Raw genomic sequence first — 15,060 nt, forward strand, 5'->3', positions numbered from 1 at the left:
AAATATTTAATTTATATGTTTTAGAATTTAATATTAAATTATTGACATATAATGTGTTGTTTTTTAGTTATTTATATTTGTGTGAAAAAAGTTTTAAAAAAGAGAAATATCTTGTAAATTGACTCACCTTTTAACGACCAAAAACGAAATTATTTATTTATGATTGATGCTATTGAAAAAAACTTACAAAGAGGTATAAATTTATTAAATAAAATTTCTGATGATCAGTTTGCAGATGCTTCTGTAGCTCCTTACTATTCTAGCATTGGTTGTCATATGCGTCACATATTAGATGTATTTTCTTGTGTTTTTGATGGTTTAGAAACTAATAGTATTTATTTAAATAAAAGAAATAGAAATCAGTTAGTAGAACAAAAAACGAACTTAGGGATTGATTATTTTGAGAGTATCATTAACAAGTTAAAGCAATTAGATGCATCAGATTTTGAAAAAAGTTATGCAGTTACAGATGATTTAGGTTTAGGAGTTGAAACTGCTAATTATACTCTAGGAGCAATTTTAATGCAAGCACATAGTCATGCAATTCATCATTTTGCAAGTGTAGGATATATTATTTACCATTTAGGATTAGAATTACCAGATGCAGATTTTGGTTTCAATCCATCAACTCCAAAGGTTAACTTACAAAGAAATTAGAAAAGTATAAATTTTATTATTTTGAACAATTATAGCTTCTTTGCAATTTGTAGGATGTATAAATTTGTAATTATTTAAATGATTAAAACAAGTTTTATCAATTGTAAATAATTTTTCAAAATCTTTATTTCCAACAGAATTATATCTCGAAATTTTATAATATTTATCATCAATTTTTTCTTCAATATTAAACCAAGCACCACTTCCAATACCTCCTAACCAAGTTCCTTTATTTAATGTAAATACTTTAATGTCTGGTTGTTCTGTTCCTATTAAATTGGGTTCTCCTTTAAACCTTTTAAAAAATGAAGCCTTATATTCTTTTGTGATAGATCTATTTTTATATTCAGATAATTGCTGTTTATAAATAGTATATATTTTATTATTACTGGTTCCTTTTATTACATTTCCTATTGGACTTGGTGTAAATAAATTAGATTTTTTTAAATAATTCTTAATTTTTTTATTTGTTGTTGATTCAATAATTGTATCTGTAACAAATCTTGCACAATTAGTTCCGTTTTTTATAAAAGCACCATAAGGAATCTCTTTTTTATTTATTAATTGATGAATAAAATTTTTAGCTGTATTATAATCAATTTCATCATTAATGCTTGCAACCAATCTACCCTCACCGTGTGTTTTTTCTGGGTGTTTTTCTAACCAAAGTAAAATGTCTTTTAAATTAGTTAATTCTCCATTACTAAAATTTGCTTTTAAAGTAACAGCAACATCTGGATCTGTTTCTTTACAACGTACACGTCCATTTCCATAAGTTGTAATATATCTTCCAAAATCGAAATAATTAATTTCTGAATGTTCTTTTTTAATTAAAAGTAATGCAGCATGTCCTGCTTGTACAGCATGTTTACCACCAATACCAATTTTTGGCCAAATCTTGCTAGATTTTTCCCAATAAGCAGGTCTTACAACAGTATCTGGGTAAGAGAGAATAACAATGATTCCATCAGAATTTTGCATTCGTTTAATTATTAAATAAAGCTTTTAGTAAAATTTTGAAAGTTTTAAAAGCAAAGTAAATTGTAAAAAGTATGAGTAAACCTGCAATGATTAAAATAATAAAAGAAATAAATTCTTTTGGTGTGTCATTAAACTTTTTTAAAGCTTTAAAGCCTATAGTTAATGTAATAGGAGAAGCAATAAAAAGAAAAACTAAAATACCTAAATACTTTAATCCTTTACTTAATAAATTTACATCTGTACTCATTTTACATAGTTTTTAATGGCATTTCTAACATTACCAAATTCTTGTAATAAACTAGCAGCTTTTTCTTGGTCGATATTTAGTTCTTTAGCTAACATTTTTTGTCCTCTTTCTACCAATTTATTATTAGATAGTTGCATGTCAACCATTTTGTTTCCTTTTATTTTTCCTAATTGAATCATGGTTGCTGTTGATAGCATGTTTAAAACTAATTTTTGGGCAGTACCTGCTTTCATTCTAGAGCTTCCAGTAACAAACTCTGGACCTACAATTACATCTATAGGAAATAGTGCTGTATTAGATAAAGGACTGTTTTTATTACAAGAAATACAACCTGTAATAATATTATTTTCATTACACTTTTCTAAGGCAGAAATTACATAAGGAGTTGTGCCAGATGCAGCAATACCAACTACAATATCTTTATTGGTAATTTTATAATTTTGTAAATCTAACCAACCTTGTTTTGTAGAATCTTCTGCAAATTCTACAGCTTTTCTAATAGCAATATCTCCACCAGCAATAATGCCAACTACCAATTCATGAGGAACACCAAATGTTGGTGGACATTCTGAAGCATCTACAACACCTAATCTACCAGAAGTACCAGCTCCTATATAAAACAATCTACCTCCATTTTGTAGTTTATTTACAATCTGATTTGTTAATGCTTCAATTTGAGGTAAAGACTTTTCTACAGCTAAAGGAACTGTTTTGTCTTCGTTATTAATATTGGTTAATAAATCTGATACAGACATCTTTTCTAGATGATTGTATTTAGAATCTTGTTCTGTAGTTTTTATAAAAGTCATCAATCAAAAATACAGAATTCTATGTTAAATTCTATATTATTTCTTAGACGTTTTAGTACGCTTTTAATTATATTTTTTTATTGAAAAAAACCATTCTAATATCTATTGTTATTAGAATGGTTTAAGTCTTTAACGTTAATGTAAGATTATTTGAGGTTTTAATTTTTATCTACTAAGTTAATAGTAAAAGTGTCTGTTTCTGAAATATGAAAATAACCTAAAGGAAAATTAGCATCATTTGTAGTGTTAATGATGTTTCCTAATAAAGAAGATGGAACTGCTTGAAAAGGACCTCCACCTTCTTGTCCTCCTTGACTTACCAAAATTTCGAAATAAGTATAATATTCCTTTGTAATTCCAGACATTTTAATGTTTACGGTTTTTGGTAACTCAAGTTCTTCATCTCTATAGAAATAAGAAAAATTATATTCTGAACCATTAAAATAACGGTCATCTATAGATAAAAATAGGTTGTCATCAAAATCGAATAAATAATAGTTTTCTATAACTGGAATGTCTTGAAAAGTGATTTTAATTTCTACTTCTTCACCAGAAAATAAAGTTTTATCACCCTGTATAACTTCTTTAAAAGGAGAAGATTTAATTTTGGTAGCTTTTCCTTTATAAGTTTCGTTATTATAAATAATAGTTAGTTCATATTCTATATCATCAGCAGGTATAAAATTGATGTTAGGTGTGTAGTTTCCATCAGAATTAACATCAGAAAAATTGATGATTGAATTGTCTGTTAAATTTGTTAAAAACACAGTTGCATTACTTACAGTAGGTATTTCATCTTCAAAATAATCTGCAGATAAACTTAGTTTTACTACTGTATTTGCTACTACAGGATTTTCATCAAACAAAACTTCAAAAGAAGCATCAATAACTAATTTTGGTTCTATTGATGGAACATCAACATCAATTACTTTTTCGCAACTGTTAAAAAAGAATATTGCTAAAATTGGAAGTAAATATATCTTTTTCATCGATTTAAAATTTAAAGTTATAAGTAACAGATGGTACCATTCCAAAAATTGAAGTTTGTACAGCTTCATTTTTAAAGGTTTCTCTGTTTTGTGAAAAATTAATAGAAGCAGCATTTTGTCTTCCATATAAATTATAAATTCCAAAAACCCATTCTCCTTGCCATTTTCTGTTTTTGTTTTTTTCTGGAGTTAAAGTTGCAGAAACATCTATTCTATGGTAGTTAGGCAATCTGTCTGCATTTCTTCTATTATCATCATAAATGGGTACGTTTAAACCTTGTATTTCATATTGACCTACAGGATAATTTGTTGGTTGCCCTGTTTGAAAAACAAAGTTGGTGTTAAATTTCCATTTTTTGTTTAATTCATAACTTGCATTTATTGAAAAATCATGTGTTTTGTCATAGGGAGTATTGTACCATTCTCCACTGTTTATTCCAGGTTCATTACTGTTTCTACCTTCTGTTAATTGCTCTGATTTAGAAAGAGTGTATGAAAGCCAACCTTTAAAATTACCAGCATTCTTTTTTAACAATAACTCTAAGCCATAGGCTCTTGCTTTTCCGTTTAAAATAACGGTTTCAATTTCATTATTTGCAATTAGGTTTGCTCCATTTATATAGTCTATTCTGTTTTGAATATCTTTATAATAAGCTTCTACTTCTAAAGAATAATCTCCATCTTTTAATGTTTTAAAATATCCAACAGCAAATTGATCTAACAATTGAGGCTTTATATATTTTCCACTAGGAGTCCAAACATCTAAAGGAGTAGGAGAAGAGGTGTTAGATAATAGATGTAAATATTGAGACATTCTATTATAACTTGCTTTAAAAGAACTATTATTATTTAAGGTGTATGACATAGAAAACCTTGGCTCAAAGTTGTTAAAACTAGTAATAACATCACTTTTATTAAAAGATTCTACTCCAATTGCATTTGCAGATTCATATTTTTTAAATTCACTATTATAAATAACAGCTTCATCATTGGTATAGATGTTTAATTCCTCTTGTCCTAATCTTAAAAAGTTGCTAAAACGTACTCCATATTGTAGTCTTAATTTATCATTAATTTTATGTTCTGCATCTAAGTAAACTGCAAATTCATTAGCGTATTTGTCTATTAATTTTTCTGCAACAATACCAGAGTCTTCTCTATTAGGTTTTATTTCACCAGGATTAAATTTACTATGAATGTTGTTGATACCATAACTTAATTTAAAATTACTATTAATGTAATGTTTAAAATCATATTTAAGGTTAAGATTGGTAATACCAGAATCCCATTCAAAACCAACAAAATCTAAGATTAATCCATAGAAATAGTCAGAATAAATTAAAGATAAATTTGAAAAAAGTTTATCTGAAAATAAATGATTCCAACGTAAATTTGCTACAGTATTTCCGTATTTATTTACAAAACTATCACTGATTCCAAATACATCTTTACCAAAATAACCAGAAAAGAAAACACTGTTTTTATCATTAATTCTATAATTTACTTTGGTATTTAAATCATAAAAATACGCAGTATTATCTATATCAAATAATGGTAAAAATAAATGAGCATATGAAGATCTACCACCAACTAAAAATGAAATTTTTTCTTTTTTCAATGGACCTTCTAATAAAAGTCTAGAAGAAACCAAACCAATACCACCAGTAGCTTTAAACTCTTTACTGTTTCCTTCTTTTTGATATATATCTAAAACAGATGATAATCTACCTCCGTATTTTGCAGGAATACCTCCTTTATACAATTTAACGTCTTTAATTACATCAGGATTAAAAACTGAGAAAAAACCAAATAAATGAGATGAATTAAAAACTGTAGCTTCATCTAATAGAATTAAATTTTGATCTGCAGCACCACCTCTTACATTAAATCCAGAAGCACCTTCACCAGCACTTGTAACTCCAGGTAATAAAATTAGAGATTTAATAATATCTGCTTCACCTAAAACAACAGGAATTTGCTTTATGGTAGAAGAAGTAAGTTTATTTACACTCATTTGAGGTGTTCTAACATTCAATTTTTCAATATTAGATTCAATAATAATTTCATCTAAACTTTCTGCTTCTTCTTTTAAATTAAAGTTTTTAGTTAGTTTTTTGTTTAAATTAATAGTTTCTGTTATTGTAGAGTAACCTAAGTAACTTACTTGAATTTTGTAAGTGTTTTCTGGTAGAGTTACAGAGTAAAAACCATATTCATTGGTTGTTGTACCAATATTGATTTCTGGAAAGTATATGGAAACACCAATTAAGGTTTCATTATTACTGAAGTCATATACAGTACCACTTATGGTTTGTTTATTTTGACCATATGTAACAAAGGAAATAAAGAATAATAAAGAAAATATTTTTTTGACTTCAATCATTTTGTTTAATGAATTTATGTTTTTGATAAACAAAAGTACAATTCTAAATTTTAATATTATGTTAAATATTTAAGATGTTTTTTAATAAAAAAAGGTCGATGATAAACATCGACCTTTATAATTATTAAAATTAAAAATTTTATAATATTATTTTAAAACACTGTTTAAAGTAGCATTTGGTCTCATTGCTGCATCTGCTAATGCATCATTTGGTTGGTAATAACCACCAATATTATTTGCACTTCCTTGAATTTCATTTAATTCAGCAACAATTTTAGTTTCATTTTCTTTTAATGCTTTTGCAATACTAGAAAATTCAGCTTTTAAATCAGCATTTTTATCTTGATTTGCTAATCCTTCTGCCCAATACATAGCTAAGTAAAAGTGGCTACCTCTATTATCTAATTCACCAACTTTTCTTGAAGGAGATTTGTCATTATCTAAGAACTTATCTGTTGCATCATCTAAAGTTTCAGCTAAAACTAAAGCTTTAGAGTTATTGTTAGAAGTACCTAAATGCTCTAAAGAAACAGCTAAAGCTAAAAACTCTCCTAAAGAATCCCAACGTAAGTGGTTTTCTTCATTAAATTGTTGCACGTGTTTAGGAGCAGATCCTCCAGCACCAGTTTCAAACAAACCACCACCATTCATTAGAGGAACAATTGATAACATTTTTGCAGATGTACCAACTTCTAAGATTGGGAATAAATCTGTTAAATAATCACGTAAAACGTTACCAGAAACAGAAATTGTATCTTCACCTTTTGCAATTCTTTCACAAGTAAAGTTTGTAGCTTCTATTGGAGATAAAATTCTAATATCTAATCCAGAAGTATCGTGGTTTGGTAAATAAGCATTTACTTTTTTAATGATTTCTGCATCATGAGCTCTATTTTTATCTAACCAAAAAACTGCAGGAGTTTGAGAAGCTCTTGCTCTTGTAACTGCTAATTTAACCCAATCTTGAATAGGTAAATCTTTAGTTTGACACATTCTCCAGATATCACCTTCTTCTACATTATGTTCTAAAAGAGTGTTTCCAGAAGCATCTGTTACTACAACTTTTCCTTCAGTTGCTATTTGAAAAGTTTTATCATGAGAACCATATTCTTCTGCTTTTTGAGCCATTAAACCAACATTTGGTACTGTACCCATTGTTGTAGGATCAAAAGCACCATTCTTTTTACAGAAATCTATAGTTGCAGCATAAATACCTGCGTAAGAACTATCTGGAATTACAGCTTTAGTGTCTTGTAATTTACCATCTTTATTCCACATTCTACCAGAAGTTCTAATCATTGCTGGCATAGAAGCATCAATAATTACGTCAGATGGTACATGTAAGTTTGTAATTCCTTTATCAGAATTTACCATTGCTAAATCAGCATTTTCTTCAAGAATAGTATCTATATCTGCTAAAATTTCTGCTTTCTTTTCTGCAGAAACTTCATCAAGGTTACTTAATAAGTTACCAAAACCATTATTTACATCAACACCAATTTCTTCAAAAGTTGCTCCATGTTTGTCAAATAGTTCTTTGAAATAAGATTTTACTGCAAGACCAAAAATAATAGGGTCAGAAACTTTCATCATTGTAGCTTTCATATGTAATGAAAGTAAAATGTCTTGTTCTTTAGCATCTGCTACTTGCTCATCTAAAAAAGCAACTAAAGCTTTTTTACTCATTACAGTTGCATCTATAATTTCACCATCAATTAAAGCTAAATTCTCTTTTAAAGTAGTTATAGAACCATCTTTAGCAATGTGTTGTATGTTTACGTTAGTAGCTTTTGCTACTGTAGTAGATTTTTCATTATGAGCAAAATCTCCTTCGCTCATTGTTGCTACGTGTGTTTTAGAATCTGCACCCCATGCACCCATAGAATGTGGATTTTTACGAGCATAATTTTTAATAGCTTTTGGAGCTCTTCTGTCTGAGTTTCCTTCTCTTAAAACAGGATTTACAGCAGAACCTTTTACTTTATTATAAAGAGCTAAAACCTTTTTATCTTCGTCAGTATTTGCTTCTTCTGGATAATCTGGTAAAGCATATCCTAAAGCTTGTAATTCTGTAATTGCAGCTTTTAATTGAGGAACAGAAGCACTAATATTTGGTAATTTAATAATATTTGCTTCTGGTTTTTTTGCTAAATCACCTAAAATAGCCAATGCATCTTCAACTTTTTGTTCTTCAGTTAAATATTCTGAAAAATTAGCAAGAATTCTTGCAGCTAAAGAAATATCTTTTACTTCAATTTCTATATTAGAAGATTTTGTAAAAGCTTTTACAATAGGTAAGAATGATCTTGTTGCTAAAGCAGGAGCTTCATCAGTCTTAGTGTATACAATTTTAGCTATTTTACTCATTTTTAGTTAAATTTTATATTGTTAATTGTAATTTACGAAATGGATTTCGTAAAAAAAGTGAGGCAAATTTATGAATTAATAATGATATTTTTATTGGTAAATTGTTATTAATTAGGTGGTATTTTTGTTTATTTAATAATAAATTAAGGTTATTGGTGTGAATATGAATTTATTGCAAAATAAAAGCCATATCACACAATTTCTTGTAGTGATATGGCTTCTTAGAAATAGTATTTAGTAAGCTTAATATTGTTCTAAAAAACTAAAAGTTGCCTTAAAATTCTTTTTTTACAATGAGGTTACTTTCTACTAATTCTGGTTTTGAAACATCCTTAATTACAATAAGCATTCTACTTTGTTATAATTTTTATGAATGTTTCTATTGTTTTCTATTTAACCTTAATATCAATTTATACATTTATATTAGTTTTAAAATGTTTAATTACTATAACCTTTTTTATTAATTAAGTTTTCTTTTAATTATTATAAGTGATTCTGTAAACTTTCGTTTAAGATTCTTTTACATTATTAAAAGTCTTCTTTTTTAATTTTAAGTATTAACTGCAAGTATTCAATTTATACTTTTTATAAAAAAACCAATTTTTAGTAAATTAGAAAAACAATATTTAAAGAACGTTACTTTATGTATTTACTTGTTAATTTTATTAGCTTTTGAAGACTGATAAGTTTAATTAGCTTGTAAATTCTTTGTAAATATAAACCTGTTTTTTAAAAATGCAAATTATTTAACTAATTAGAAATCAACACGATATTAACTTTGGTTATTAACAATTGTTAACTAAAAAAAGCGTTGTGAAAAATCACAACGCTTTTTAAATACTTTTATGTAAAAGAGATTATCTTCTTTTTTCAGTAATTCTAGCTTTTTTACCAGTAAGACCTCTAAAGTAGAAAATACGAGCTCTACGTACTTTACCTCTTTTGTTAACTTCAATTTTTTGAATAGAAGGTAAGTTAACTGGAAAAATTCTTTCTACACCCACAGTACCAGACATTTTTCTGATTGTAAATGTTTCTGAAAGACCAGCTCCTCTTCTTTGTAAAACAACACCTCTAAAAAACTGAGTACGAGTTTTGTTTCCCTCTTTAATTTCGTAATAAACAGTGATTGTATCACCAGCAGCAAATTCTGCAAATTCTTTTTTTGTTACAAATTCGTCTTGAACAAATTTTACTAAAGATTCCATATCTTTTAATTTAATTGATTTTGTAAAGCAACATTCACGATTTTTTCGTCAGAGGTTAATTTAGCGGTTGCAAAAGTAATCATTATTTTTTGTTGTAAAAACTAAAATGCATTATTTTTTTGCTTGATAATTAGAACAATAGAAAATCCAAAACTTACGAACTTCTTTACCATTAATTTTTATAATAATTGGTTCTAATTCAACTACTTTTTCAAAATGGTTATCTATCAGTTCATGATATTTTCCTCTTTTCTCTTTGTTTTTAAAACGTGTATCAGAATCAATAAATATGGCGTTTTTGTTATTTAAAGTAGTTAAATCATCGCCTAAATAATCAAAATGTAATGCAGGCAAACCAATAATGTTTTTAGAATAAACTTTTTCATCCATAAAAAAGTTTAAACAAGCAGCAGTTTTATAATGATCTTCTGAAAATACAAAAGTATTTGGGTAGTCTTTTTTAATGTTTTCAATTTCTTCTGATAATTCTTCCCAACCAATCCAGGTATCATCACTTTTAATTGGAGCTAAATTAAATAGTATTTGAAGACTAACTAATACATGAAAAACAATTGAAAAGATTACTTGAATTTTCAATTGTTTCTTACTGATAAACATAGCAGCTAAAATTATACCTGAAATGTAAGAAGGCATCATCCAATTTAGTTTAACCCAATAAATAGGAGTTAGACTAAAAAATCCAACGAAAGTTGGGATAAAAAAGGCTAATAAAAATAACGTCTTTGCTTGTGGAATTTTAAATTTTAAAAGTGCTCTTTTAATGTATTTAAAAGAAAATGTAATAAAAATTAAAAATAATACAGGCAGTAATAAAAACATTTGATGACCTATGGCACCAAAGAAATAATTTGGATATAATTTAAACTCTGTTATTGTGCTAGTTCTTTCTCCTCCTTGAAAAGCAAATGAGGCAAAGTTGTTTTGATAATTCCAATACCATACAGGGAAAGTTACAGCAACAGAAATAATTATACACATCCAAAACCAAGGAGATAATAATAGTTTTCTGTATTTATTAGAAAAAATAAGAAAAGCAATTAAACCAATTTGTAAAACTAAAGCAGTGTATTTACTATTAAATGCTAATCCCATAGCAATTCCACCAAGAATCCAAAACCATTTTTTTTCTTCAAAAATTGCTTTGTATAAACAAATTAAACTGAGTGTCCAGAATAATAATAGTGGTACATCTGGAGTAGAATTAAAAGATAAAATGGAAATAAATATGGTTGAAACTATAAGAACTAGGGCTTTTTGTAGTTTTTGTTTTGATAGGAAATAAGAAGCTAATTTGTAAAAACTAAAAATTGTGAATGAAGTAATTACAAAATCAGCAAATTTTACAATAAAAACAGATTGACCAAAAACATCTGTAAATATTCTTAAAATATAGCCAATCATTCCTGGGTGATCAAAATATGAAAGTGATAAATTTTGACCATATAAATGATAGTAGGCATCTTGTGGCATTAAGCCCATAAAAGGTAATAATATCAATCTAAATAGTTGAAATCCTAAAACCCAAGAAATGGCTTTGTTGTTTTTTATGAAAGATGAAAACTTATTCATTTTCTAATAAATCTGGTCTTATTTGTTCTGTTCTTTCGTAAGCTTTTTCACTTCTCCAATCATCTATTTTAGGAAAATTTCCAGACAATAAAACATCAGGAACTTTCATGCCTTCAAAATCTGCAGGTCTTGTATAAACAGGAGGAGATAATAAATTATCTTGAAAAGAATCTGTTAAGGCAGATTGTTCATCGCCAATAACACCAGGAATTAAACGTACAACAGCGTCTACTAAAACAGCTGCAGCTAACTCACCACCAGTTAAAACATAATCTCCAATAGAAATTTCTTTAGTAATAAATTTATCTCTTATTCTTTGATCTACACCTTTATAATGCCCAGTAAGAATTAAAATATTTTCTTTTAAAGAAAGTGTATTTGCAGTAGATTGGTTTAATGTTTTAGCATCTGGAGTCATATAAATAATTTCATCATATGTTCTTTCTGCTTGAAGTTTTTTTATACAATTAGCTATGGGTTCTATCATCATAACCATACCTGCACCACCTCCAAATTGAGTATCGTCTATTTGTTTGTAATTACCCAAACCATATTCACGTAAGTCGTGAATAACAATTTCTGCCAAACCTTTGTCTTTTGCTCTTTTAACTATAGAATGATTAAAAGGGCTTTCTAATAAATTTGGAGCAACTGAAATAATATCTATTCGCATTTTGCAAATGTAAGTTTTTTAGAACTTGTCTAAAATAAAAATTAGTCTACAATTATAGTAAAAGGGATACTATATTTTACATTTACTAATTTGCCTCCTTGTAAACCTGGTTTTACTTTGGGTAATTTTTTCATTACTCTTATAACTTCCTCCTTTATTTCTTCATGTGGTGCTCTAACCATTATATCTATTATATCTCCACTTTTACCAATTTTAAAACCAATAAAAATTCTTTTTTTTCCTTTACTTAAATTTAATTTTTTTGGTAAATCAGCATCAAATTTTCTTACAAAATGTTTTTGTACACCTCTACTAAAACAAGACTTAGCTTCTTTAATACTTTTAGAGTTTTTACATCCAGGAAATATTGGTATTTTTTCATTAAAAAAAGTAGGGTATGTTTCTATTGTAATCTTACCTTCTTTTAACTTTAAAATTGTATTAGTATACATAGAAAATACACTTTTTTCTCCTAGATTTAATTTATTAATAGGATATTCTTTAAAAATACTAAAGATTTGATTTTCTAACTCTTTAGTACGTGTATTTGTTCTTAAATTAATAGGGTTTCCTTTTTTATCAAGTTCAAAATGAAGAGATATAGTACAGTTTAATCTATTTAATCCTTCATTTTTAATATTTGTAGAATCTAATCTTTCGTTAAAAAATTTTGCAAAATCATTTGTTGTATTTGAAATATAACCTAACTTTTTGTGTACAATACCTCTATTTGCAGTTTTTTTAGATAAAGGGTAAAATGTGTAATAATAGTTTGTTGGAGAACCATTTAAAGTTGCAGGTTCTATAAAATCAGGAAAATTATTAGTTGCTTCAATAAACAATTTTGAGCCTTTTCCTTTTTTTAGTTTTAATTTTCCCTTTTTATCAATAAATAATTTTCCTTTTAAGTTTTTTGTAGTTTTTTTAGCGATTATAATAGCTGTAGAATCTACGTTTTTATTAAAATAACCATTTATTTTAGATTTGATGCATTTATCAATATCTTCATAAAACTCTAAATCATTACAAGATTCACTTATAGGTAATGAATGTGTTAAAATAGAAGAACTACAACTAATTATACTTTCCAATTTGTTTTTACGCATTACTACTTGAAATGAATATTTTTTTTGAGCTTCAAATTTTTCAACCCCTAATTTATTTAATGGATAGTTTAATAGTGCTTTTTTAATAGCGCTATTTAATTCTTTGTTGTAAAGGTTGTTAAATGTTATTTTATAGGGTTTGTTTAATTTATTTATGTAAAAGGATAAGACTATGTTATGATTTGATTTGGGGTATCTAACATTTTTTAGCAACCTTGTAGGAACTGCATTTCTAAAATAATTTGACAATAGATTATCTGGTCTTGGTTTTGTTAAGTTTATGTAATCGTAATTTTGAGAAAAGCTAAAAATTGAGAAAAGTAAACTTAAAAGAAAAACTATTTTTTTCATTTGTAATTTTTTATCAAAAATATTAAAAATTAAGATTGTACTCTGTAAAATAGAAATATAAAGTACAATTTAATTTCATTAAAAATATTAATTTTGTAAACTATATGGAAGAATTAACACTTACAACACCTGCTCTTTTATTTTCTGCAATTTCGTTAATAATGCTTGCTTATACCAATCGTTTTTTGGCATATGCATCTGTAATTAGAAATTTACATGCTATTTATTTAGAAAGAAAAGAAGCCTCTTTATTAAGGCAAATTACAAATTTAAAAAAGCGACTTAACTTAACAAAGTATATGCAAATTTTTGGTATATCTAGTTTGTTGTTTTGTGTAGTAACAATGTTTTTAATATATGTTCATTTTAACACATTCGCTATTTGGGTTTTTGGTTTTGCTTTAATATTATTAATTATTTCTTTAGCATTATTAATTAAAGAAATACAAATTTCTACACAAGCTTTACAGCATCATATTGCAGATATAGAAGAACATTTAGAAAAAAAATAAAAAAAAATCCCAAACAATATCTGAATGGGATTTTAAGGGCTTTATTATTTAATTATTTTTTACTTTCTATAGGGCAAGTTTTTATTCCAAAAATACTATACAAAGGGCAAGAACTAATAATACTTGTTAATGTAAAAATAGCTGCAACTGCTAAAAATATAATAGCTAAAGTACCAGAAATAGTATTTGTAAAGTAAAGAATGCCAATAATTGCAGCGATTATTAGTCTGATAATTCTATCTGCATTTCCCATGTTTTTTTTCATAATGTATATTTATAGATGTTAATTTCTATTGCAAATTTATAATCTATAAAAATATTGTGCAGTGACTCTAGTCACCAGAGTGTAAAATAATTCCGTTTGCAGTTTGCTCAATCTTTTTTTCGCTTTCTAATTTCTTTAAAACCCTACTTATAACTTCTCTTGCAGTACCTAGTTCGTTGGCAATTTGACTATGAGTTATTTTTAAAGAAACATTATTGGTTAATAGAAGCTTGTTTTTTAAATATTCAAAAAGACGTTTGTCCATTTTGTCTATTAAAATGTGCTGAATTGTATCTAAAAGATCTGAATATCGCAAATCGTATTGGTTGTAAAATAGTGTGTTTAAACTTGGAAACTCTTTTAACCAGTTGGGTAATTTATCAACCGGAATTAATAATATTTTAGAATCTTCTTCTGTAATTGCAAATACTTTACTAGGCGTGTTTTTTAATGCTGCAGAAAAAGACATTATACAACTTTGTTTAGGTTGAATGTAGTAGAGTAGAAGCTCTTTTTCTTCGAATTTAGAAAATACTTTTACCAAACCTTCTAATACTATTGGCAAAACTTTTACATATTGTTCGTCTCTTAAAATTTGTGTTTCTTTTGGGAAATCACAAATGGTAGCATGAGCTAATAATTCTTCAATTAGAGAAGGACTTAAAAATGAAAGTTGTTGTTGTATGTTTTCCAAAGTTTAAATTTTTTTATGACTAAATATATTTATAAAAATTGATTTATGTATTTTATTTTTTTAGTAATTTTTAGAGATTAATTTGTTTTACATTTTTAAAATAAAAACTATGTTTATAATTGCTAGTTGTAAACTTCCATTTTTAAAGAGATATTGTCAATAGAAAATAGATAATACTGCATAAAAGTAAATAAATCATGTTTTTTGTTAAAAAAATAAGAATTTACT

General features: G+C 26.7%; 14 protein-coding genes. 2 read left to right on the forward strand and 12 right to left on the reverse strand.

The features are described 5' to 3' along the window. The first annotated feature begins 159 nt into the window (after positions 1–159). Entirely contained in the window at positions 160–657 is a 498-nt protein-coding gene (locus MPF13_RS04685; RefSeq protein ID WP_249981169.1) for a DinB family protein, read from the forward strand. Here the strand turns inward: MPF13_RS04685 and MPF13_RS04690 are convergent. From MPF13_RS04690 to MPF13_RS04735, 10 genes are all read right to left on the reverse strand, one after another. Beyond that, the gene (locus MPF13_RS04690; protein ID WP_249981170.1) at positions 643–1,638 is read right to left on the reverse strand and encodes a DUF6695 family protein; all 996 of its coding nucleotides are present in this window, start codon (positions 1,636–1,638) and stop codon (positions 643–645) included. The two genes, MPF13_RS04685 and MPF13_RS04690, sit on opposite strands and share 15 nt — an antisense overlap. Before the next feature lie 4 nt (positions 1,639–1,642). Then, positions 1,643–1,885, reverse strand: a complete 243-nt coding sequence (locus tag MPF13_RS04695) for a DUF6095 family protein (protein WP_249981171.1) — start codon at positions 1,883–1,885, stop codon at positions 1,643–1,645. After that, positions 1,882–2,694, reverse strand: coding sequence for an N-acetylmuramic acid 6-phosphate etherase (gene murQ / locus MPF13_RS04700; protein ID WP_249981172.1), 813 nt, complete (start codon positions 2,692–2,694; stop codon positions 1,882–1,884). Before murQ ends, MPF13_RS04695 begins: the two co-directional genes overlap by 4 nt. 158 nt (positions 2,695–2,852) lie before the next feature. Then, positions 2,853–3,683 carry a DUF4249 family protein gene (locus MPF13_RS04705; protein WP_249981173.1) on the reverse strand — a complete coding sequence of 277 codons (831 nt, stop codon included), beginning with the start codon at positions 3,681–3,683 and terminating at the stop codon, positions 2,853–2,855. 4 nt (positions 3,684–3,687) lie between these two features. Continuing rightward, complete coding sequence (locus MPF13_RS04710) at positions 3,688–6,066, reverse strand: TonB-dependent receptor (RefSeq protein ID WP_249981174.1); 2,379 nt, start codon at positions 6,064–6,066, stop codon at positions 3,688–3,690. 147 nt (positions 6,067–6,213) lie between these two features. Further along, complete coding sequence (locus tag MPF13_RS04715; RefSeq protein ID WP_249981175.1) at positions 6,214–8,433, reverse strand: NADP-dependent isocitrate dehydrogenase; 2,220 nt, start codon at positions 8,431–8,433, stop codon at positions 6,214–6,216. Between the two features lie 857 nt (positions 8,434–9,290). Continuing rightward, the gene (rplS, locus tag MPF13_RS04720; RefSeq protein WP_249981176.1) at positions 9,291–9,641 is read right to left on the reverse strand and encodes a 50S ribosomal protein L19; all 351 of its coding nucleotides are present in this window, start codon (positions 9,639–9,641) and stop codon (positions 9,291–9,293) included. A 111-nt stretch (positions 9,642–9,752) separates the two neighbouring features. Beyond that, positions 9,753–11,231, reverse strand: coding sequence for an ArnT family glycosyltransferase (locus MPF13_RS04725; protein ID WP_249981177.1), 1,479 nt, complete (start codon positions 11,229–11,231; stop codon positions 9,753–9,755). Next, entirely contained in the window at positions 11,224–11,904 is a 681-nt protein-coding gene (gene trmD, locus MPF13_RS04730) for a tRNA (guanosine(37)-N1)-methyltransferase TrmD (RefSeq protein WP_249981178.1), read from the reverse strand. Before trmD ends, MPF13_RS04725 begins: the two co-directional genes overlap by 8 nt. 41 nt (positions 11,905–11,945) lie before the next feature. Then, positions 11,946–13,361, reverse strand: coding sequence for a hypothetical protein (locus tag MPF13_RS04735; protein WP_249981179.1), 1,416 nt, complete (start codon positions 13,359–13,361; stop codon positions 11,946–11,948). Positions 13,362–13,465: 104 nt separating this feature from the next. Between MPF13_RS04735 and MPF13_RS04740 the strand changes: the two genes are divergently transcribed. After that, the gene (locus tag MPF13_RS04740; RefSeq protein WP_249981180.1) at positions 13,466–13,873 is read left to right on the forward strand and encodes a DUF2721 domain-containing protein; all 408 of its coding nucleotides are present in this window, start codon (positions 13,466–13,468) and stop codon (positions 13,871–13,873) included. A gap of 52 nt (positions 13,874–13,925) precedes the next feature. Here MPF13_RS04740 and MPF13_RS04745 read toward each other — a convergent pair whose 3' ends face one another. Beyond that, positions 13,926–14,138 carry a YgaP family membrane protein gene (locus MPF13_RS04745; RefSeq protein WP_249981181.1) on the reverse strand — a complete coding sequence of 71 codons (213 nt, stop codon included), beginning with the start codon at positions 14,136–14,138 and terminating at the stop codon, positions 13,926–13,928. A gap of 67 nt (positions 14,139–14,205) precedes the next feature. Then, the gene (locus MPF13_RS04750) at positions 14,206–14,832 is read right to left on the reverse strand and encodes a Crp/Fnr family transcriptional regulator (protein WP_249981182.1); all 627 of its coding nucleotides are present in this window, start codon (positions 14,830–14,832) and stop codon (positions 14,206–14,208) included. Positions 14,833–15,060 lie beyond the last annotated feature (228 nt).

The organism is Polaribacter sp. Z022 (assembly GCF_023555495.1).
Taxonomy (GTDB): Bacteria; Bacteroidota; Bacteroidia; order Flavobacteriales; family Flavobacteriaceae; genus Polaribacter.

What these genes read in the sequence shown, in the direction of transcription:
- MPF13_RS04685 (WP_249981169.1), top strand. Translation starts at nt 160, where the DNA reads ATGATTGATGCTATTGAAAAAAACTTACAAAGAGGTATAAATTTATTA.
- MPF13_RS04690 (WP_249981170.1), bottom strand. Translation starts at nt 1,638, where the DNA reads ATGCAAAATTCTGATGGAATCATTGTTATTCTCTCTTACCCAGATACT.
- MPF13_RS04695 (WP_249981171.1), bottom strand. Translation starts at nt 1,885, where the DNA reads ATGAGTACAGATGTAAATTTATTAAGTAAAGGATTAAAGTATTTAGGT.
- murQ (WP_249981172.1), bottom strand. Translation starts at nt 2,694, where the DNA reads ATGACTTTTATAAAAACTACAGAACAAGATTCTAAATACAATCATCTA.
- MPF13_RS04705 (WP_249981173.1), bottom strand. Translation starts at nt 3,683, where the DNA reads ATGAAAAAGATATATTTACTTCCAATTTTAGCAATATTCTTTTTTAAC.
- MPF13_RS04710 (WP_249981174.1), bottom strand. Translation starts at nt 6,066, where the DNA reads ATGATTGAAGTCAAAAAAATATTTTCTTTATTATTCTTTATTTCCTTT.
- MPF13_RS04715 (WP_249981175.1), bottom strand. Translation starts at nt 8,433, where the DNA reads ATGAGTAAAATAGCTAAAATTGTATACACTAAGACTGATGAAGCTCCT.
- rplS (WP_249981176.1), bottom strand. Translation starts at nt 9,641, where the DNA reads ATGGAATCTTTAGTAAAATTTGTTCAAGACGAATTTGTAACAAAAAAA.
- MPF13_RS04725 (WP_249981177.1), bottom strand. Translation starts at nt 11,231, where the DNA reads ATGAATAAGTTTTCATCTTTCATAAAAAACAACAAAGCCATTTCTTGG.
- trmD (WP_249981178.1), bottom strand. Translation starts at nt 11,904, where the DNA reads ATGCGAATAGATATTATTTCAGTTGCTCCAAATTTATTAGAAAGCCCT.
- MPF13_RS04735 (WP_249981179.1), bottom strand. Translation starts at nt 13,361, where the DNA reads ATGAAAAAAATAGTTTTTCTTTTAAGTTTACTTTTCTCAATTTTTAGC.
- MPF13_RS04740 (WP_249981180.1), top strand. Translation starts at nt 13,466, where the DNA reads ATGGAAGAATTAACACTTACAACACCTGCTCTTTTATTTTCTGCAATT.
- MPF13_RS04745 (WP_249981181.1), bottom strand. Translation starts at nt 14,138, where the DNA reads ATGAAAAAAAACATGGGAAATGCAGATAGAATTATCAGACTAATAATC.